Consider the following 17225-nt stretch of genomic DNA (forward strand, 5'->3'; position numbering starts at 1 on the left):
AAAGGGACCCTGGTGACCAGGGTCCCTTTTCGCGTGCCCCCGCCGGTGGGCGGGAGCGGGGTCAGGCGCTCTTGCGGGTGTCCCGCGGGTGCACCGCGAGGTTCATCCCACCGGACCGGAGAACGGCCAGCCGCTCGGCCAGCACCTCCTCCAGCTCCTCGCGCGTCCGACGCTCCATCAGCATGTCCCAATGGGTGCGCGTCGGCTTCACCTTCTTCTCCTCCGGCTCGTCGCCGTCGAGAAGTGCCGCCTCCTGGCCACAGAAACGGCATTCCCAGGTCGCGGGGATCTCCGCCTCGACCGAGAAGGGAACCTCGAATCGGTGTCCGTTCTGACATGCGTACTCGACGGTCTGGCGGGGAGCCAGGTCGATACCGCGGTCGGTCTCGTAGCTAGTGGCCCCGAGTCGCGTGCCGCGGAGAGCTCGCTCGCTCATGAATCGTGCCTCCCGGGCTTATGGCCCACAGGACTAGTGGTCGCTGTTCTTCGTCGTTCGGTTAACGCTCGGCTTCCGACGAAGATTCCCGTCCCGGGACATGCGTCGTCTGTCGTGCCGCCCCTGTTTGTACCCACCGGCGCCCGATTTGTCACATCTGGCCGGTGATATCACCCCAGGTGTCACCTATTTCACATCTGGTGATCGGTCGGCCGTTCCTGGACGAGCGTACCGGGACGGGCGGTGACGGTCCGCGCCGCCCCTCCCCGTTCGGGTGCCGGCCGGGCGATCAGGCGAGCGGGCGGAAGCGTAGCGCGCCCGGGCCCTTGGCGAGGTCCACCCCTCCCTGCGGCTCGGTGCGCGGCCCGGCGGGGGGCTCGGCCGGGGCGGGCGCCTCGGTTCGGGTGTCGCGGTGCGGCAGCAGGGCGATCACCGCGTCCCGCAGCGCGGCCGGGGCGTCCTCGTCCAGCGGATCGACGGTGGCCGGGACCTGCAGGCGGACCGGGGCGCCTGCGCCGATCCGGGCGTAGCCGCGCCCGGCGGGGGCCTGGGCGGCGGGCACGATGTCCAGCGGCACGCCGAGCGCCGCGTGGCCCTCCTCGGGGCCGGCCGGGCCGAGCACCACCCGGGCCCGGGTGGTGGCCCGCACGCTGGGGGAGATCCGGTCCCGGGCCTCGACGTCGTCGGCGACCACCACGGTCACCCGGGCGGCCCGGCCGTGCCGCAGCGGCAGCTCCAGCAGGTCCTGCGGGTCCGGGCGGCCCTCGGCGTGGGCCAGCTCGCTCAGCTCGGTGGGGTGGTCGAGCAGCAGCCACAGCGGCCGGGAGACGTCCTCCGGCGGGGCGGTGCCGGCGTGCCGGGCGGCGTTCAGCACGGTGAGCCGACGCTCGGTCTCGCCGGCCGCCCACTGCAGCGCGGCCAGCGCGCCGTGCAGGCTGGTCTCCACGGTGTGCACCCCGGGCCGGTTGACCAGGCAGGCGTGCTCGCCGGTCCCGGCGCCGTCGATCACCACCAGGTCGGCGAACGGCAGCGCCTGCAGCGCCACCGAGCGGATCAGGCTGGAGGTGCCGTAGCCGCTGACGCCGAGCGCCAGCAGGTGCGGCTCGGCCGAGCGCGGGCCGGTGCGCCAGACCACCGGCGGCTGCTGGGCGAGCGCCCCGCCCTGGTGCACCGGGATGGTGCGGGCGCTGCCGTTCTCGTCGGTGAAGCCGAGCACGATCTCGCCCGGGGCCGCCACGAAGCGCTGGGCGGCGATGTCCGTCGGCAGCGGCGCCAGGGCGGCGATCCGCAGCTTGTTGGACTCCTCGTCCCAGTCGAAGCGGTACTCCCGGGCCCGGCCGGCCTTGCCCTGGACGACCTGCTCGATCCGGGTGCGGGCGGCCGGCTCGGTGTCGGTGAAGTAGGGCGGGTAGGCGATCTCCAGCCGGGCCAGCCGGCCCTCGGCGTCGAACTCCCACCCGGAGAAGACGTCCCGGTAGCCGCCCTCGTGGTGGTAGAGCGGGCCGAACCCCTCCGGCCCGGCCAGGTACGGGGTGAGCGCGGCGTACAGCGCGGTGAGCTTGACCTCGGCGACGTCCGGCTCGGGCGCGGCGGGCGGGTCCTTGGGCGCGCGGCCCGTCCAGGCGGCGCTGGCCATCAGGGCGATCAGCGCGAACAGCAGGCCGTGCGGCAGCAGGTAGATCCCGGTCAGCATCGCGGCGGTCAGGAAGAGCGTCGGGCCGCGCCGGTCCTTGGGGGTGCTCCGCCAGCGCTCCTTGGCCCAGGCGGTGTGGTGGCGCAGCCCGCGGCCGATGACGGTGAGCGGCGCGAACATGTCGGAGGCGTGGTCGCCGGCTGTGCGGACGAGGTCGCGGCCCTTGCTGAGGTGGTGGCGGTTGAGCGGCATTCCTGGCTCCCCGGGCGGGTGGGACGGTCGGTGGGAAGGACTTGCGGCAACGGCCGGGCCCGGGCGGTGGGATCCGCGCCCGGGCCCGGGGGGTGTCTCGGAGAACGCGCTAGAACTTGATGCCGCCGAGCAGGCTGGCGAGGCTGGCGCCGCCGGCGGTGATGCTCGGTGCGATCGAGGATCCGGCGACGTAGAAGCCGAAGAGGGCGCAGACGAGGGCATGGGAGACCTTGAGTCCGTCCCTGCGGAAGAAGAGGAAGGCGATGGTGCCGAACAGGACGATGCCGGAAATCGAGAGGATCACGAGCTGCTCCTCGGGGGAGGGTGCGGGGACGGTGCCACGGAAAGTGCCACAATCGTGACAAAAGGTAATAGCGGATGGAACGGGGCAAATGGGTGGTTTACCGGACTTGCCGCTCCCGTCCGGAAAGTTCCTCCGAACGGCCGCGCGGCCTCGTGCCCGGTGCGGCGTGCGCTACCGTGCGTCCGGCGCGACACCGACCACCCCCGACGGGCCCCGCGCGGGCGCGTCCCCGGAGAAAGGCCCCGAGATGACCGACACCCCCGACGCCGATGTGATCGCCCTGGCCGGCAAGCTGTTCGACGCCGCCCGGGCCGGCGACACCGCGACCCTCGCCGCGTACGTCGACGCCGGCGCCCCGGCCAACCTCACCAACGACCGCGGCGACACCCTGCTGATGCTCGCCGCCTACCACGGCCACGCCGCCGCCGTCACCGCCCTGGTGGAGCGCGGCGCCGACCCGAACCGGGCCAACGACCGCGGCCAGACCCCGCTCGCCGGGGCCGTCTTCAAGGGCAGCGACGACGTGCTCGACGCGCTGCTCGCCGCCGGCGCCGACCCCGCCGCGGGCACCCCGTCCGCCGTCGACACCGCCCGGATGTTCGGCAAGGAGGCGCTGGTCGCCCGCTTCGAGGGCCGCCCCGAGGCGGGCTGAGCCCGGGCCGTACGCTTGACCACCATGGAGAGCACCACCAACGGCGGAACCTTCGCGCGCGACGCGAAGGGCGGCAGCATAGAGATCCGGATCACCGGCTTCGGCCACCCCGACGCCCAGCTCCTCGCGGCCGAGGTGCAGCAGGAGTACGTGCGCCGGTACGGCGAGGCCGACCTCACCGAGCTGCACCCCGAGCACTTCGACCCGCCGGCCGGGCTCTTCCTGGTCGCCTACCTGGACGGCGAGCCGGTCGCCTGCGGCGGCTGGCGGGCCAAGCAGGCCGCGCCGTTCGGCATCCGCGCCACCGACGCCGAGCTGAAGCGGATGTTCGTCCGGCCGGTGGCCCGCGGCCGGGGGCTGGCCCGGGTGGTGCTGCGCCACCTGGAGCGGACCGCCGCCGAGGCCGGGCGCACCCGGTTCATCCTGGAGACCGGCACCGAGCAGCCGGAGGCCGTCGCCCTCTACGCCTCCGAGGGCTACGCGGCGATCGAGAAGTTCGGCCTCTACCGCGAGCACGAGCAGAGCATCTGCCTGGGCAAGGAGTTCGACGGCGCGCCCGCCGTCTGACCCGGGCTCCGGACGGGTAGCCTCCCGACGGGTCCGAGGGGCCCGCTCGGGAGGGACCGCGGGACAGGGGGCGGCACGCATGACCGGATCGGTGCGACCCGCCCCGCTCGCCGAACTCGCGGCTCCCGGCGGCCCGTTGGAACGACTGGTCGCGACCGGCCTGCGCACCGTCGGGACCGGCGGCGTCTGGTCGGTCGGCGACGCGGAGGGTGTCCGGGGCCGCGGCCGGGCCGGCGTCTTCGGCCGAGGCCCGTACGGCGAGCGGCTCATGGACCACGACACGGTCTTCGACCTGGCCAGTGTCACCAAGATCGTCGCGCTCTGGCCGTGCGCCGGCGCCCTGTGGCAGGCCGGCCGCCTTCCGCTGGACCGGCCCGTCGGGGCGTACTGGCCGCCGGCCGAGGGTCGCCCCGCCGGAGTGCTGACGGCCCGTCAACTCCTTACTCATACAGCGGGACTGCCGCTGCGCACCCGGTTCGCCGAGCTCTACGGGAGCGACCCGGCGGCGATCCGGTCCGGTGTGCTGGCCGCCCCGCTGCACCGTCCGCCCGGCGCCGCCGTCGAGTACACCGACCGGGCCGCCGTGCTGCTCGGCCACCTGGTCGAGCACCTGGCCGGCGCTCCGCTCGACGAGCTCGCCGCCCGGCAGACCTGGCGGCCGCTCGGCATGACGGACACCCGCTACGGCCCGCTCGCACCGGAGCTCGCCGCCCGCACCGCTCCCACCGAGTACGAAGCGGCGGCCGGCGCGGTGCTGCGCGGGGTCGTCCACGACCCCTCGGCCCGGCTGCTCGGCGGCGTCTCCGGCAACGCCGGCGCCTTCTCCACCGCCCGTGACCTGGAACGCTTCCTCGCCGCGCTGCTCGCCCCGCCCGCCGGGGCGGAGGCTCCGTGGGGCGAGCCGTGGATCGCCGAATCGCTGCGGGTGCAGACCGGTGGGCTGGCACCCGCCCGCGGCCTGTCCTGGCTCTGCGCCGCCGGAACCGACCCCGCCGAGGGCACCTTCGTCCACTACGGCTTCACCGGTACCGGCGTCTGGGTCTCCCGCCGCCGCGGCCGCTGGGCGCTGCTGCTCACCAACAAGGTGCACTACGACCGGGACTTCCGGCCGCTCACCGACCTGCGCAACGCCTTCCGCCGGGCGGTCTTCGGTTAGGCCTGCGGCGAAAGGCGTCCAGCGGGAATTCGGTGGGCCTTTCGGACGATGCTTCACGCCATTGACGGGGGCGGCGCCGAGGGGCATGCTGATCCCTGTTGCGGGACTATTGCGCAAGGCTGTCACCGATATTTCCGACGCCCCGGGGGATGGGCGCCGGAAACAGGGCCGGAAGACCCCCCAGGTTTCTGGGGGGTGAATCCGCTCCGGCCTTTCGGGGGGTGTCGGCCGCTCCGCCTCGGCCGGGATCGGCCGAGGTCAGCGCCGTTCTGCCCGGAGGAACACGGCCCGGGCGGCGGCGACCGTGAGTTTCCAGGGCAGCGCACGATTTCAGGAATGCGGTGATTCCATGGTGTTTCAGAACTCCGCCGGAGGCCGGCGCCGGGCCTTCCCGGGCGACGGTCGTGAGTTATTCGCGGGAGTGTCCGACAAGGCCGCCCGGCCGGATTCGGAAGCGGCCCGCGCGGAATTGGCGGGCGAGGAGTTCGGAACGGCGCTGCGGCGGCTGCGGCTGGAGCGCGGACTGTCGATGCGGGCGCTCGCCCAGCGGCTCGGCTACAGCGCGCACAGCGTCTTCTCCGACATCGAGGCCGGCCGCCGGATCCCCTCCGAGTCGCTGACCGGCTCCTACGAGGAGTGCTTCGGTCTGCCGCCGGGCACGCTGCTGCCGCTGCGCCGGCGCGCCCTGGCCGACCGGGCCCGCCGGCTGACCGACCGTCCGGCGGTTGCCGCGGCGCCGTCGGCACCGGCCCCGTCGGCCCCGTCGGCCCCGCCTGTCGCACCGGCCCCGCCTGTCGCGCCGGGGACCGCCCGGGCGGTCCCCGGCGGCGGCCCGCACCGGCCGCCCGCGCCCGATTCGGTGCTGGACGCGGCCGCCCGGCTCGCCGTCGCGGTCCTCTCCCGCACCCGCGTCGTGGTCGACCGCTGGCGCGGGTGAGGAACGCGACGGGCGCACCGTCAGCCGGTGGTCGCGGCGCGCCGGGCCAGGCACTCGGCGCGGGCGGCGAGCACGTCCTCGTCGTCCGGGAGCAGCTCGGCGGCGATGTCCAGGTCGGCCAGCGCCGCCTCCCAGCGGTCCGTGCGCAGCAGCACGTAGGCGCGGTTGTAGCGGACCAGCGGATCCCCGGGCGCGAGGCTGACGGCGTGCTGGAGGTCGGCCAGCGCGGCCTCCGGCTCGCCCGCCCGGTAGGCGGCCCCGGCGCGCCCGCAGAGCGCGGGCAGCAGGTCCGGATCGGTGCTCAGCGCCCGGTCGAAGGCCTCGATCGCCGAGCGCTGGTCGTCCTGCTCGGCGTGCACCCGGCCCAGCACCGCCAGCAGGTGGGCGTTCTCGGGGGCCAGTGCCAGGCCGGCCAGGGCGTCGCGCTCGGCCCCCGCCACGTCGCCCTCGTCCAGCAGCAGCCCGGCCCGGTTGACGTAGGCGTCGACGAAGCTCGGGTCCAGCACCAGCACGTAGCCGAAGTCGTCGAGCGCGCCCTCGACGTCGCCCAGCGAGCAGCGCACGTCGCCGCGGTTGTAGTACACCTCGGGGAACGGCGGGCCGAGCCGCAGCGCCGTCTCGTACGCGGCCAGGGCGCCCTCCTCGTCGCCGCGCCGGCGCAGCAGGTTGCCGAGGTCGAAGTGGTACTCGGGGTAGTTCGGGTCGCTCTCGATGACGGACCGCAGGTCGGCGAGCGCCTCGTCGAGCCGGCCGAGACCGGTCAGCACGGTGGAGCGGTTGTGCCGCAGCACCGAGCGGTGCAGGCCGTGCTCGTCCGCGCCGAGGTCCCGGTCGAGCTCCGCCAGCCCGGCGGTGACCAGGTCGAGCGCGGCCTGCGGGCGGCCGCGGTGCGCCTCGACGAGGGCCAGGCCGTTGTTGTGGAAGACGGTGTTGAAGGCGCGTTGGCGCGGGTCCGGCAGCAGTGAGGCGATGGCGATGGCCTGGTTGATCCAGGCGACCGCCCGCTCGTGGTCGCGGCGGTCCGGGGAGCGGTGCCGGGTGTAGAGCATCGCGGTCGCGTACGCGCACTGCAGGTGGGCGGTCGGGTCGACGGAGTGGACCCGGACCTCCTGGCAGACCGCCTCGGCCTCGTCGGCGCGCCCGAGGGCGGACAGCGAGGTGGGCATCTTGCCGGTGAAGTGCCACCAGGCCTGGGGGAACGCCACCGGGTCGAGGTGGGAGCGGCCGCGGCGGCAGAACTCCAGGCTGGCGTGGTAGAAGCCGAGCAGCATGCAGGCGTCCATCGCCTTGGCGAGGGCCGGCAGGCCGGCGCCGCCCACGTCGCTGCCGTGCTCCAGGTGGTAGGGGAGGGCGCCGAGGTCGAGCGAGGGCTCGCCGAGCGCGGCCAGCTCCGCGGCCCGCCGGTCGTGCAGCTCGCGACGCTCGCGCACGGGCAGCGCCCGGTAGCCGGCCAGGACGGCCGGGTCGTCGTCGGTGCCGTCCGCGGCCACGTAGCGGGCGGCGAGGGCGCCCGGGTCGGTCTCGCCCTGCGGTTCGTGCCGTGGCCCGTCCTGCGGTTCGTCCTTGGCGGCGGCCGGGGCCTCGACCAGGGTGCAGTGCCGGGCCAGTTCCTCGGGCAGGTTCTCGCCGAGCGGTGTGCCGGCCTCCACCGCCCGGTCCACGGGCAGCGGGTCGAGCAACGCGGCGGTCCCGCCCACGACCACGGTCAGCAGCGCCGGGTCGGTGCGGCGGAGCAGGACGGAGAGGAACTCCAGGTCGGTCGGGTCGGCGTGGTCGAGGTCCTCGACGACCAGGGCGTGCGGTCCGTCGGCCCGCCGGGTCAGCAGCTCGGCCAGGAACTCCTGGAGGCCGTGGGCGATGCGCAGCGTCCGCCAGCGGGAGTAGAACCTGGTCCGCTCCTGCGGGACGGCCAGCGAGGTCAGCGTCTCCCGGTCGGCCGGCACCCGCTCGCGCAGCTCCGGCGCGGCGGTCAGCAGCTCCACCTGGTGCGCGGCGACCAGTTCCGGCCAGCGATCCGCCGCCGCGGGCACCACGGCGCGCAGCACCGTACCGGCCGCCGTGTACGGCCCGCGCAGCCGGCGGTGCGCGGAGACCTCGGGCAGCCCGGGCAGCAGCGGCGCCGGCAGTGCCAGCGCGGCGCGGGCGGCGGCGCGGTCGCGGCGCAGGCTCCCGGTCACCAGGACGTGGTGGCCGGATCCGGTGGGCGGTGTGGACATCGGACCTCCAGGGGTGGCGGGCGCCGGGGCAGGACAGGGGTGGGATCGCGAGGCGGGATCAGGGGGCCGCTGGGAGCGCGTCGGGGGCGGCCGCCGCGCGCCGGGCCCGCCGCTCGCGCAGGTACAGCGCGGTGGAGACGGCGAGTTCACCGACGGTCAGGAACAGGAAGACGATGCTGTCGGCCAGCCCGGCCCAGCGGTGGGCGCCGCCCGCGGACAGCTGGTCGAGCACCGACCGGGACGCCCTGGCCACGATCGGGGGCAGGTTGACCGCCAGCGTCGCCAGGGCCGTCGCGTAGCCGAGCGCCATCAGTACCGAGTACCAGCGCGCCACCGCGCGGTCCCGGGGGTGCCAGCCCTCCGGGTCGTACGGGGCCGGGCGGCCGCGCAGCCGCGCCCAGCGGTCGGCGAGCAGCTGCTTGGCGGTGGTGTGCAGGTCCACGCAGCCGAGGACGGTGACGACGAGGTAGTAGCCGTCGGTGCGCAGGAAGAAGAGGGCCTGCCAGATCACCCGCAGCACGGTGGAGTAGGCCAGGCCGAGTGCGACCCCGCCGACCGCGGAGAGCGCGCCGTCGGAGTGCCGGGTGCCGGCCGCGACCAGCGTCAGCACGGCCAGGACGCCCAGATCGGCGAGCACCCCGGCGAGCATCGGCAGGATCCGGCGCCGGCGGTCCACCGTGACCAGGCCGTCGAGCTCGGTCTGCACCACCACGAAGTAGAGCCGCCGGCCCACCGACAGCCGGGACGGCAGGCCCAGCCGGCGGCCGGCCAGCGCGTGCGCGGCCTCGTGCACCAGGATCAGCGGGGCCTGGGCCAGGAACATCACGATGACCAGCACCGACAGGTACGGGGTGAAGAACAGGTGCCGGTAGCCGGGGACCAGTTCGGGTGAGCGGGCCAGGGTGACCACCGAACCGGCCAGCAGCGCCAGGTAGAGCGCGGCGCCGACGGGGGAGAACACCGCACGGCCCAGCCGCTGCCAGCGCACCGGCGCGGGCGGTGGCGCGGGGGCCTCGTCGGGGTCGCGCAGGAAGCCCAGCTCGCCGAGGTCGGCGACGAACTCCGCGATGTCGACCGTCTCGCCGTAGCTCCGGGCGTACCACCGGGCGGCCTCGGCGGGTTCGGCGCCGTCGACCAGCCGTCGCAGCAGGGCGGCGCCGTCGGCGGGCAGCACGACGAAGGTGCCCTCGTCGAGCCGGCCGACCGTCACCTCGTCGCCCTCCGGCTGGAAGACCAGCGGGTGGAAGGTCAACGGGCCTTCTCCGTGCGGCTGTCCGGGGGACGGGTGGCCGCTGCTCGCCGGTCCGGGTGGCGGTGCGGTGGCAGGCCGGTCTGGCATCGCTCCTCCAAGCGGATCGCCGACGGGGTGGGCCGGTGGGCCACCGGCGGCGGGCGCGGATCTGGAACGCCCGCCGCCGGGGCGTAGCACTCGGGACTAGGCCGGGAGCACCACGGGCGGCCAGGTCGGGCCACAGGGGCCGCCGCCGTAGAGCGAGGCGCCGCTGGTCAGACGGACGGAGCCCGCCTTGCGAATGGCGATCTTCTTCATGAAGGTCACCTCCTCTCACCGGGTGTAGGGACGACGGTGCCCCCGGACCGGACCCGGCCGCCGCAGTCGCGGCCGACCCGGATCCGTCGGGGACACGTCATCTCTAGCAGGGGAGGAGGCCTGTACTCGATGCCTCGCGAACACTTCGGGTCCAGGGCGAGAACTGGTCGCGTACGGGGACGCGAACACCGTACGGATCGGCGGACCGCCGGACCGTCGGAGTGATGTCGCGTCAGATCAGCGTGGACCAGTACGACCAGAACCGGTTGAGGATCAGCAGCGCGATCACCGCGGCCCACAGTGCCGGCAGCGCCCAGTGGTAACGGGCCGCCTCCCGGGCCACCGGCTGGAGCCGCGGTCCGACCGGGATCACCCCGGAGCGCAGGTTGTGCAGCGTGGTGTACCAGAACAGCGTCACCACCGTCGCCCAGACCACCATGCAGTACGGGCAGAGCGCGCCGATGTCGTACAGCGCCTGGTCGATCAGCCAGTGCACGAAGCCCACTCCGAACAGCGTCCCCGCCTGCAGGCCGAGCCAGAACCACCGGCGGTACGCGGCCCCCGCCAGCAGCCCGGCACCGACCGCCGCCAGCGCGCCGAACGCGGCCAGCCCGAGCAGCGGGTTGGGGAAGCCGAACACCTCGGCCTGGTCGGTGCGCATCACCGAGCCGCAGCTGATCACCGGGTTGAGGTTGCAGCTCGGGATGTAGGAGGGGTCCTCCAGGATGCGGAGCTTGTCGAAGGTCAGCACGGCCGAGGCGGCCAGCCCGATCAGGGCGGCGATCAGGAGGAAGAGCGAGAACGCGCGGCCCGCGCCGATCGGCGCCGAACCGGGCGCGGCCGGCGCGGGGGAGGCGGGGCGGGAGGACGGGGAGGAGGGGGTCAGAGCGGTCGATGCGGTCATGGCAGAGCACTCCGTGGGTGAGGAAGGGGCCGGCCCGGCCGGGAATCGGCCGGGCCGGTGGTGCTCACTGCAAGCCCGCGGCCTGCTTCACCTGGGCGGTGAACTGCTCCGGCGTCATCGCGCGGTTGCCGCTGAACAGGGTGAGCGGCTTGCCGTCCACCTTCACCGTCGGGGTCCCGGTCACCCCGCTGTCGTTGAACGCGTCCGCGACCTTCTTCGCCCACGGCGCGTACGTCCGGTCGGTGACCGCCTTGACGAACGCGTCCGTCTTCAGCCCCGGCACCTGGTCGGCCAGCTGCAGCAGGTGGTTGACGTCGCCGAACGCGTCCTCGCGCTCGTCCGGCTGGTTGGCGTACAGCACGTCGTGGTAGGCCTTGAACTTGTCCACGCCCTCGTTCACCGCCGCGCCGATCGCGGCCAGCGCGGTGCGCGAGCCCTTCCCGCTGAGGTTCTTGTCCAGGAACGCGGCCAGGTGGTACTCGACCTTGACGGTGCCCTCGTCCGCCAGCTTCTTGACGGTGTCGCCGTTGGCGGCCTCGAAGGTCTTGCAGACCGGGCAGCGGAAGTCCTCGAACACCTGGAGGGTGTGCGCGGCATCGGGCTTGCCGTAGGTGATCACGGTGCCGTCCGGACCGGAGGTGTTGGCCGGCACGACCAGCGCGGTCGGCTCGGCCGCGGTCGAGGAGGACTTCTTGTCGTCGGCCATGCTGATCGCGAGCGCGGTGCCGCCGACGAGGGCGAGCGCGACGGCGGCCGAGACGCCGACGACGATCCGCTGACGGCGCTTGGCGGCCTGCTTCTCCTGGCGCTGGGCCTCCTGGATGCGCTCGCGGGCGCTGATCTTCTGGGCCTGCTTGCGGGAGGGCTTCTGGGCGGGCTTCTGGGTGGGCTGGGCCATGCTCGGTCAACTCCGTATTGGGGGCGCGCAGCAGGGCGCGCGGGGGTGTCCCGCTCCGGCGCGCGGCACGGCGTGCTGAGCACGGGCGCGCGAGGGCGGAGGGGTGACTGGACGGGAGGCGGAGTCGTGCGCCGCCCGCCGCGGGCCCACGGAGGACCGGCCGTCGCTTCTTCGGACTTCGGGCGAGGGACCGGGTTCCAGGGGCTCGTCAGCAGGCAGGCGCGAGCAACGGCGGGCCGCGGCGCGGCGCCGGGCTCAGCACCACGTCCTCGCGGCGCGGGCGGCGGCGGTCCGAGACCGGCAGCGGCACCCGCAGCACCGGCCGGGCCGGCGCCGGGACGAGCAGCAGGACCAGCGCCCGCAGCGGCGCGGCGACGGCCTGGCGCAGTGCGCGCAGCGCCCGCCCGAGGCTCGACAGGGCGGCGTCCCCGAGCCGCAGCCAGGCGGCGGCGGCCAGCGCGATCACCAGGTGCACCAGCAGGAGCAGTACCTGGGTGGCGGCGGGTGCCAGTCGTCCGGAATGGCCCAACTGGCCGTAGAACAGCGACGATCCGTCCACCGAGCCGCCGCCGCAGACCAGCAGGTTCATGCCGCGGGCCGGGAGGTCGCCGCCGAGGACCGGACCACAGCTGGTCTGGCCCAGATTGAAGGTCGTGTTGAGCAGCAGTTCGACCGGGACCATCACGGCCGCGATCTGCGACAGCCGCCGTTCCCCGCCGGCCAGCGCGGCCGAGACCAGGAAGACGACGGCGGTGGCCATCCCCACCAGCGCCAGCGGCAGCGGACGGCCGGTGATGAGGACCTGGCCCAGCGCGGACAGCGGCACGGCGAGCGCGGTGAACACCGCGGCCCGCAGGGCCCTCGTCGTGTGGGTGGAGGTCGTCATCACGTTCGGGAGTATGTCACGGCGTTTACATCGGGCACGAGGGTGCGTCCCCGGTTACGGCCGGATCCGGGTACAGGTTGTCCCGCATCGGTCGTGTGTTCGGTAGCCGGGGGTGGGGAGTTCACCGCGGCGATGGGTTTGGCGGGGCGCCGGTCGGGTGAGGGGCCGTCAGGCCCTGACGGGGGTGGTGGGGCGGTCCGACAATCGGGCGATGGACTACGCCCTTGGCCCGGGGCCGACGGTGCCGCCGCGGCCGTCGCCGCCGTGGCCGTCGTGGGCCTGGCCGTGGCACTGCCCGTCGCCGACGCCGTCGGTCCCGCCGCCCTCGCCGACGTCGACGCCGGCGTCGACGCCGGCGCCGACGCCTGTGGTGCCGACCGCCGCGCCGACTCCCTCCCCGGAGCCCTTGCCGGTCCCCTCGCCCTCGCCGCTGTCCACGCCCGCTCCGCCCCCGTCTCCTCCGGCGGTGCCGACCTCCCCGGCTGCCCCGACCGCCTCGCCGACCCCGCCCCCGCCACCGCCGCACGCGGTGAAACCGCCCCCGCTGCCGCCCCGGGCCCCGATCACCGTGGAAGCGGTGCCGCCCGTCCGGCCGCCCGCCCCCGCCCCGGTGCAGACCTCGCCGAGCTGGACGGCGCAACCCCCGCCCCCGGCCCCGCCGCCCGCCCCCGGCCCGACGGCCACCGTCGCGGTGGTTGCCGCGGCGCCCCCGCCGCCCGCCGCACCGCCCGCCGGCGAGCTCGACGCGACCGCCTGGACGGCCGTGCTCGTCCTCACCGTCCTCCTCCCGGCCGCCCTCGCGGCCGCGCTCGGCCACCACCACACGACCTCCCGGAGCCGCCGATGAACCCCGCGCCCCTGCTGAGCGCCGCCGCGTGTGTGACCTTCGCCGTCGGCGCCCTCGCCATCGCCCACCGGGTGCGCCCGGCCGTCCCCGAGGGCGAACTCCCGCCCGAACCCCACCCCGTGCTCTCCAGCATCGGCTCCGGCCTGCTGTCCGGCTTCATCCTGCTCACCGGCTTCCTGGTCGCCACCGGCTGGGCCGCCCGCACCACCGGCACCGTCCCACCCCGGGGCCTCTACCTCGCCGACCTCGCCGCCGGCACCGCCGTCCTCCTCTACCCCGCCCTCGCCGGCCTCCCCTTCACCGCCCGCTACACCACCGCCGTCGTCTTCTTCGCCGCCCTCGTCGGCTACACCATGTCCCTCGCCGTCCAACTCCGCCCCTGACCCGCCCCCACGAGGTCCCAGCCCCCGACTTCCCTCGCCGGCCACTACCTGTGGGGCGGTGGCATCAGAAGTCGGCCGGATCGACTTCCCGTGCCGGTTGCCGCCGCGCCGTGTGCTCCTGCCAATTCGAGCTGCCGGCTTGGTCGCGGGTGGGGTGGGCGGGCTAGCCTGGAGGGGTTCTCGACGGCCCCTGGAGGGGGTGCGGGCGGATGGCGGGTGATGTGGTCACCGCGGGTGAGGTCGTGCTCGGGCGGATCCGGGCGCAGGCCGAGGTGCTGGCCGGGCTGGACGAGGCGGTGCGGGCGGACGAGCCGGACGCGGTGCACCGGATGCGGGTCGCGTGCCGGCGGTTGCGCAGTGCCTTCCGCACCTACCGACGGCTGCTCGCGCCCGGGGCCGCGGACGAGTTGGTGGCCGAGCTGCGGTGGCTCGCGGCGGCGCTGGGGCGGGCCCGGGACCGGGAGGTGCTGGGGGAGCGGCTGGCGGCACGGGCACGGGAGCTGCCCGCGGAGTGCGGGCCCGAGCGGATCGCGGCGGAGTTGGAGCACTGGGGGCGGGCCGAGTACCGGCGGGTCCGGCCGGAGGTGGTGGCCGCGCTGGACAGCCCGCGCCGCCGCGCCCTGGCGGCCGGCCTGGCGGCGCTGCTGGCCGACCCGCCGCTGCGCCGACGGGCGGACCGGGCGGCCGGTCCGGAGCTGGCCCGGGTGGCCGGGCGCGAGCAGCGGCGGACCGCGGAGCGGGTGCGGTCGGCGCTCATGGACGCCTCGGCACCGGACGCGGCCCTGCACGAGGCCCGGAAGGCGGCCAAGCGCGCCCGGTACGCGGGCGAGACCGCGGTGCCGGTGGCGGGCCGGGCGGCGGAGCGGTACGTGGAGCGGATGAAGGCCGTCCAGGAGGTGCTGGGGGAGCACCAGGACGCGGTGGTGGCGTCGGCCGCGCTGCGGGACCGGGCGGTCGCGACCGAGGAGCCGTTCGCCTACGGCGTGCTCTACGGGCAGCAGCTGGCGGAGGCGGAGCGGGCCCGGCTCGCGCTGCCCAAGGTGTGGGCGAGGGCCGCCCGGCCGAAGCTGGCGCGGTTCGGTTGAGGGGCGGGGCTACTCCTCGGCCGGGTCGAGGCCGGCGGTGCGGGCGGCGGTGCGGAGCAGGTCGCGCAGCATGGCGGTGCTGAGGCGGCCGGTGTTGGTGTTGCGCGGGCTCACGTGGTAGCAGCCGAACAGCTCCAGCGGCGGGCCGCCGTCGCGGGCCGGCAGGGTGACATGGGCGCCGTGGCCGAACGGCGGCCGGGGTCGGGGGAGCGTCCAGCCGGCCGCGTCGAGTGCGGGGAGCAGGGCCTGCCAGGCGAAGCCGCCGAGGGCGACGACGCTGCGTACGGTGGGGCGGCAGAGTTCGAGTTCGCGGGTGATCCAGGGGCGGCAGGTGTCGCGTTCGGCGGTGCTGGGCCTGTTGTCGGGCGGGGCACAGCGGACCGGGTCGGTGATCCGCACGCCGTGCAGGGCCAGGCCGTCGCCGTGGCGGACGGACTCGGCGCGGTTGGCGAGGCCCAGTCGGTGCAGGGCGGCGTAGAGCAGGTCGCCGGAGGGGTCGCCGGTGAAGATCCGGCCGGTGCGGTTGGCGCCGTGCGCGGCGGGGGCGAGGCCGACCAGGAGGAGCGGGGCGTCGGGCGGGCCGAAGCCGGGGATGGGGCGGGCCCAGTAGTCCCAGTCCAGGTAGGCGCGGCGCTTGGTGCGGGCGGTCTCCTCGCGCCACTCGACCAGCCGCGGGCAGGCCCGGCAGCCGGTGACGACCCGGTCGAGGGCGGCGAGGTCCACGGCGCGGGCGGCCGCCTCGGCGGGGTGGCGCGGGTGGCCCGGGTCGTCGGCGGGGGCCGGCGGGCGTGCAGGGTCCGGCGGGCGCGCGGGGGACTGCGGCATGGCGACGATCCTAGGCCCGCGCACCGGGTTCGTTCTGGCGCCGGCCGGGCAGGCGTAGCGTGGAACCAGTGGTTCCGGTGGCCGTCGGCCGGAGCGGGTCGGCGACGGCCGGTGCTCGCTGCTGCGCGAGGAGGCCGTCATGGTCGTCGATGTGGTGGTCGGGGTCATCGTCGTGGTGCTGTTGCTGACGGCCGTGGTGGGAGGGATGAGCCTGCGGGTCGTGCAGCAGTTCCAGCGGGGCGTGGTGTTCCGTTTCGGCCGGGTGCGCGACGAGGTGCGCGATCCGGGGCTGGTCGCGCTGGTGCCGGTCGCGGACCGGCTGCGCCGGGTGAACGTGCAGATCGTGACGCTGCCGATCCCGGCGCAGGAGGGCATCACCCGGGACAACGTGACCGTCCGGGTGGACGCCGTCGTGTACTTCCGGGTGGTGGACCCGGTGAAGGCGATCGTCAACGTGCAGGACTACAACTTCGCGATCTCCCAGGTGGCGCAGACCTCGCTGCGGTCGATCATCGGCAAGAGCGAGCTGGACGACCTGCTGGCCAACCGCGAACCGATCAACCAGGGCCTGGAGTTGATGATCGACAGTCCGGCGCTGGGCTGGGGGATCGAGATCGACCGGGTGGAGATCAAGGACGTCGCCCTGCCGGAGGCGATGAAGCGCTCGATGTCCCGGCAGGCGGAGGCCGAGCGGGAGCGGCGGGCGCGGATCATCACGGCGGACGGCGAGTACCAGGCGTCCGCGCGGCTGTCGGAGGCGGCCGCGGTGATGAGCGAGACCCCGGCGGCGCTCCAACTGCGGCTGTTGCAGACGGTGGTGGAGGTCGCGGCGGAGAAGAACTCGACGCTGGTGCTGCCGTTCCCGGTGGAGCTGCTGCGGTTCCTGGACAGCGCCGCCGAGACGCACCGGCGCGGCGCGGAGCAGGGCGGCTCCGGGGCGGACGGCGTGGACTCGGTGGAGCCCGGGAAGGTCGAGGCGCCGCCGCTGCCGGGTATGGAGCAGCTCGAACTTCCTCCGCTGGAGGAGGTGCTGGACAGCTCGCCGCTGGATCCGCCGGAGCGGCGCGCCGGAGACGGCAAGGACGCCGGCAAGGACGTCGGCGAGAACGACGGCGGGAAGAGCGGCGGAAGGACGTAGCGGGCCCGGTGGCGGGGCTCCCGGCGCCGGACCACGATGGAGAAGTGGCAGTGGCAGGCACGTCAGGAGGCCGATCATGACCAATGCGGGCGACATCATGCACCGGGGCGCCGAATGCGTGGGCGAGCACGAGACGCTCGCCGCCGCGGCCCGGATCATGAAGGAACGCGGAGTCGGGGCACTGCCGATCTGCGGAGAGCGGCAGAAGCTCCTGGGCATCCTCACCGACCGGGACATCGTGCTCAAGTGCGTGGCCGAGGGCCTCGACGCGGAGCGGGTGACGGCCGGGGACGTGGCCCAGGGGCGGCCGATGACGGTGGAGGCGGACGAGGACGTCGAGCAGGTGCTGCGGGTGATGGAGCAGTACCGGGTGCGCCGGCTGCCGGTGATCAACCACCCGGAGCACGAGCTGGTCGGCATGATCAGCGAGGCGGACATCGCGCGCGGCATGCCCCAGGCCCTGGTGGCGGAGTTCGTGACGGCGGTCTGCGCCGAGGACTCGCCGCGCTCGAAGGAGGTGCTGGAGACACCGCAGACCGCGTGAGGACCGGCAGACC

Annotated in this window: 19 protein-coding genes; 9 read left to right on the forward strand and 10 right to left on the reverse strand. The window is 75.0% G+C overall.

Going from position 1 to position 17225, the window contains the following annotated elements:
- Nucleotides 1-61: 61 nt before the first annotated feature.
- The 3 genes from ACFU9E_RS18245 to ACFU9E_RS18255 form a co-directional block, all read right to left on the reverse strand.
- Entirely contained in the window at nucleotides 62-436 is a 375-nt protein-coding gene (locus ACFU9E_RS18245; RefSeq protein ID WP_355365562.1) for an RNA polymerase-binding protein RbpA, read from the reverse strand.
- Nucleotides 437-725: 289 nt separating this feature from the next.
- Nucleotides 726-2321 (reverse strand): hypothetical protein, encoded by a 1596-nt coding sequence (locus ACFU9E_RS18250; RefSeq protein WP_380688084.1) that lies wholly within the window; start codon nucleotides 2319-2321, stop codon nucleotides 726-728.
- 109 nt (nucleotides 2322-2430) lie between these two features.
- On the reverse strand, nucleotides 2431-2625 hold the full coding sequence (locus tag ACFU9E_RS18255; protein WP_350541028.1) for a hypothetical protein: 195 nt from the start codon (nucleotides 2623-2625) through the stop codon (nucleotides 2431-2433).
- A gap of 247 nt (nucleotides 2626-2872) precedes the next feature.
- On the opposite strand from ACFU9E_RS18255, the gene ACFU9E_RS18260 reads away from it, so the two are divergent.
- The 4 genes from ACFU9E_RS18260 (at nucleotide 2873) to ACFU9E_RS18275 (ending at nucleotide 5937) form a co-directional block, all read left to right on the forward strand.
- The gene (locus ACFU9E_RS18260; protein ID WP_380688082.1) at nucleotides 2873-3277 is read left to right on the forward strand and encodes an ankyrin repeat domain-containing protein; all 405 of its coding nucleotides are present in this window, start codon (nucleotides 2873-2875) and stop codon (nucleotides 3275-3277) included.
- A 24-nt stretch (nucleotides 3278-3301) separates the two neighbouring features.
- Nucleotides 3302-3844, forward strand: coding sequence for a GNAT family N-acetyltransferase (locus ACFU9E_RS18265; protein WP_380688080.1), 543 nt, complete (start codon nucleotides 3302-3304; stop codon nucleotides 3842-3844).
- Nucleotides 3845-3923: 79 nt separating this feature from the next.
- Nucleotides 3924-5000 (forward strand): serine hydrolase domain-containing protein, encoded by a 1077-nt coding sequence (locus ACFU9E_RS18270; RefSeq protein ID WP_380688078.1) that lies wholly within the window; start codon nucleotides 3924-3926, stop codon nucleotides 4998-5000.
- 421 nt (nucleotides 5001-5421) lie between these two features.
- Nucleotides 5422-5937 carry a helix-turn-helix domain-containing protein gene (locus tag ACFU9E_RS18275; RefSeq protein WP_380715138.1) on the forward strand — a complete coding sequence of 172 codons (516 nt, stop codon included), beginning with the start codon at nucleotides 5422-5424 and terminating at the stop codon, nucleotides 5935-5937.
- A gap of 20 nt (nucleotides 5938-5957) precedes the next feature.
- On the opposite strand, the gene ACFU9E_RS18280 is transcribed toward ACFU9E_RS18275, so the two are convergent.
- The 6 genes from ACFU9E_RS18280 to ACFU9E_RS18305 all read right to left on the reverse strand — a co-directional run bounded on the left by ACFU9E_RS18280 (nucleotide 5958) and on the right by ACFU9E_RS18305 (nucleotide 12828).
- Nucleotides 5958-8153, reverse strand: coding sequence for a tetratricopeptide repeat protein (locus ACFU9E_RS18280; RefSeq protein WP_380687410.1), 2196 nt, complete (start codon nucleotides 8151-8153; stop codon nucleotides 5958-5960).
- A 58-nt stretch (nucleotides 8154-8211) separates the two neighbouring features.
- Entirely contained in the window at nucleotides 8212-9405 is a 1194-nt protein-coding gene (locus ACFU9E_RS18285; protein WP_380687408.1) for a hypothetical protein, read from the reverse strand.
- A 529-nt stretch (nucleotides 9406-9934) separates the two neighbouring features.
- Nucleotides 9935-10606 carry a vitamin K epoxide reductase family protein gene (locus ACFU9E_RS18290; protein WP_380687406.1) on the reverse strand — a complete coding sequence of 224 codons (672 nt, stop codon included), beginning with the start codon at nucleotides 10604-10606 and terminating at the stop codon, nucleotides 9935-9937.
- A gap of 64 nt (nucleotides 10607-10670) precedes the next feature.
- On the reverse strand, nucleotides 10671-11504 hold the full coding sequence (locus ACFU9E_RS18295; protein ID WP_380687404.1) for a DsbA family protein: 834 nt from the start codon (nucleotides 11502-11504) through the stop codon (nucleotides 10671-10673).
- Nucleotides 11505-11712: 208 nt separating this feature from the next.
- Complete coding sequence (locus ACFU9E_RS18300; RefSeq protein WP_380687402.1) at nucleotides 11713-12390, reverse strand: hypothetical protein; 678 nt, start codon at nucleotides 12388-12390, stop codon at nucleotides 11713-11715.
- Between the two features lie 216 nt (nucleotides 12391-12606).
- On the reverse strand, nucleotides 12607-12828 hold the full coding sequence (locus tag ACFU9E_RS18305; protein WP_380715140.1) for a hypothetical protein: 222 nt from the start codon (nucleotides 12826-12828) through the stop codon (nucleotides 12607-12609).
- Nucleotides 12829-12856: 28 nt separating this feature from the next.
- On the opposite strand from ACFU9E_RS18305, the gene ACFU9E_RS18310 reads away from it, so the two are divergent.
- The 3 genes from ACFU9E_RS18310 to ACFU9E_RS18320 all read left to right on the forward strand — a co-directional run bounded on the left by ACFU9E_RS18310 (nucleotide 12857) and on the right by ACFU9E_RS18320 (nucleotide 14705).
- Nucleotides 12857-13237: a hypothetical protein gene (locus ACFU9E_RS18310; protein WP_380684924.1), complete on the forward strand. Its 381-nt coding sequence runs from the start codon at nucleotides 12857-12859 to the stop codon at nucleotides 13235-13237.
- Nucleotides 13234-13620 carry a hypothetical protein gene (locus ACFU9E_RS18315; protein WP_380684925.1) on the forward strand — a complete coding sequence of 129 codons (387 nt, stop codon included), beginning with the start codon at nucleotides 13234-13236 and terminating at the stop codon, nucleotides 13618-13620. The genes ACFU9E_RS18310 and ACFU9E_RS18315 overlap by 4 nt, the downstream gene beginning before the upstream one ends.
- 209 nt (nucleotides 13621-13829) lie before the next feature.
- Nucleotides 13830-14705, forward strand: coding sequence for a CHAD domain-containing protein (locus ACFU9E_RS18320; protein WP_380684926.1), 876 nt, complete (start codon nucleotides 13830-13832; stop codon nucleotides 14703-14705).
- 9 nt (nucleotides 14706-14714) lie between these two features.
- On the opposite strand, the gene ACFU9E_RS18325 is transcribed toward ACFU9E_RS18320, so the two are convergent.
- A complete protein-coding gene (locus ACFU9E_RS18325; protein WP_380684927.1) occupies nucleotides 14715-15530 on the reverse strand; it encodes a uracil-DNA glycosylase in 816 nt (271 codons plus the stop codon).
- 139 nt (nucleotides 15531-15669) lie between these two features.
- Between ACFU9E_RS18325 and ACFU9E_RS18330 the strand changes: the two genes are divergently transcribed.
- A complete protein-coding gene (locus tag ACFU9E_RS18330) occupies nucleotides 15670-16668 on the forward strand; it encodes a slipin family protein (protein ID WP_380684928.1) in 999 nt (332 codons plus the stop codon).
- Between the two features lie 76 nt (nucleotides 16669-16744).
- Nucleotides 16745-17212 (forward strand): CBS domain-containing protein, encoded by a 468-nt coding sequence (locus ACFU9E_RS18335; RefSeq protein ID WP_380684929.1) that lies wholly within the window; start codon nucleotides 16745-16747, stop codon nucleotides 17210-17212.
- Nucleotides 17213-17225 lie beyond the last annotated feature (13 nt).

Origin of the sequence: Kitasatospora sp. NPDC057595, assembly GCF_042800875.1 — a bacterium.
GTDB lineage: Bacteria > Actinomycetota > Actinomycetes > Streptomycetales > Streptomycetaceae > Kitasatospora.

What these genes read in the sequence shown, in the direction of transcription:
- ACFU9E_RS18325 (WP_380684927.1), bottom strand. Translation starts at nt 15,530, where the DNA reads ATGCCGCAGTCCCCCGCGCGCCCGCCGGACCCTGCACGCCCGCCGGCC.
- ACFU9E_RS18260 (WP_380688082.1), top strand. Translation starts at nt 2,873, where the DNA reads ATGACCGACACCCCCGACGCCGATGTGATCGCCCTGGCCGGCAAGCTG.
- ACFU9E_RS18330 (WP_380684928.1), top strand. Translation starts at nt 15,670, where the DNA reads ATGGTCGTCGATGTGGTGGTCGGGGTCATCGTCGTGGTGCTGTTGCTG.
- ACFU9E_RS18290 (WP_380687406.1), bottom strand. Translation starts at nt 10,606, where the DNA reads ATGACCGCATCGACCGCTCTGACCCCCTCCTCCCCGTCCTCCCGCCCC.
- ACFU9E_RS18250 (WP_380688084.1), bottom strand. Translation starts at nt 2,321, where the DNA reads ATGCCGCTCAACCGCCACCACCTCAGCAAGGGCCGCGACCTCGTCCGC.
- ACFU9E_RS18245 (WP_355365562.1), bottom strand. Translation starts at nt 436, where the DNA reads ATGAGCGAGCGAGCTCTCCGCGGCACGCGACTCGGGGCCACTAGCTAC.
- ACFU9E_RS18300 (WP_380687402.1), bottom strand. Translation starts at nt 12,390, where the DNA reads ATGACGACCTCCACCCACACGACGAGGGCCCTGCGGGCCGCGGTGTTC.
- ACFU9E_RS18265 (WP_380688080.1), top strand. Translation starts at nt 3,302, where the DNA reads ATGGAGAGCACCACCAACGGCGGAACCTTCGCGCGCGACGCGAAGGGC.
- ACFU9E_RS18280 (WP_380687410.1), bottom strand. Translation starts at nt 8,153, where the DNA reads ATGTCCACACCGCCCACCGGATCCGGCCACCACGTCCTGGTGACCGGG.
- ACFU9E_RS18315 (WP_380684925.1), top strand. Translation starts at nt 13,234, where the DNA reads ATGAACCCCGCGCCCCTGCTGAGCGCCGCCGCGTGTGTGACCTTCGCC.
- ACFU9E_RS18335 (WP_380684929.1), top strand. Translation starts at nt 16,745, where the DNA reads ATGACCAATGCGGGCGACATCATGCACCGGGGCGCCGAATGCGTGGGC.
- ACFU9E_RS18270 (WP_380688078.1), top strand. Translation starts at nt 3,924, where the DNA reads ATGACCGGATCGGTGCGACCCGCCCCGCTCGCCGAACTCGCGGCTCCC.
- ACFU9E_RS18295 (WP_380687404.1), bottom strand. Translation starts at nt 11,504, where the DNA reads ATGGCCCAGCCCACCCAGAAGCCCGCCCAGAAGCCCTCCCGCAAGCAG.
- ACFU9E_RS18320 (WP_380684926.1), top strand. Translation starts at nt 13,830, where the DNA reads ATGGCGGGTGATGTGGTCACCGCGGGTGAGGTCGTGCTCGGGCGGATC.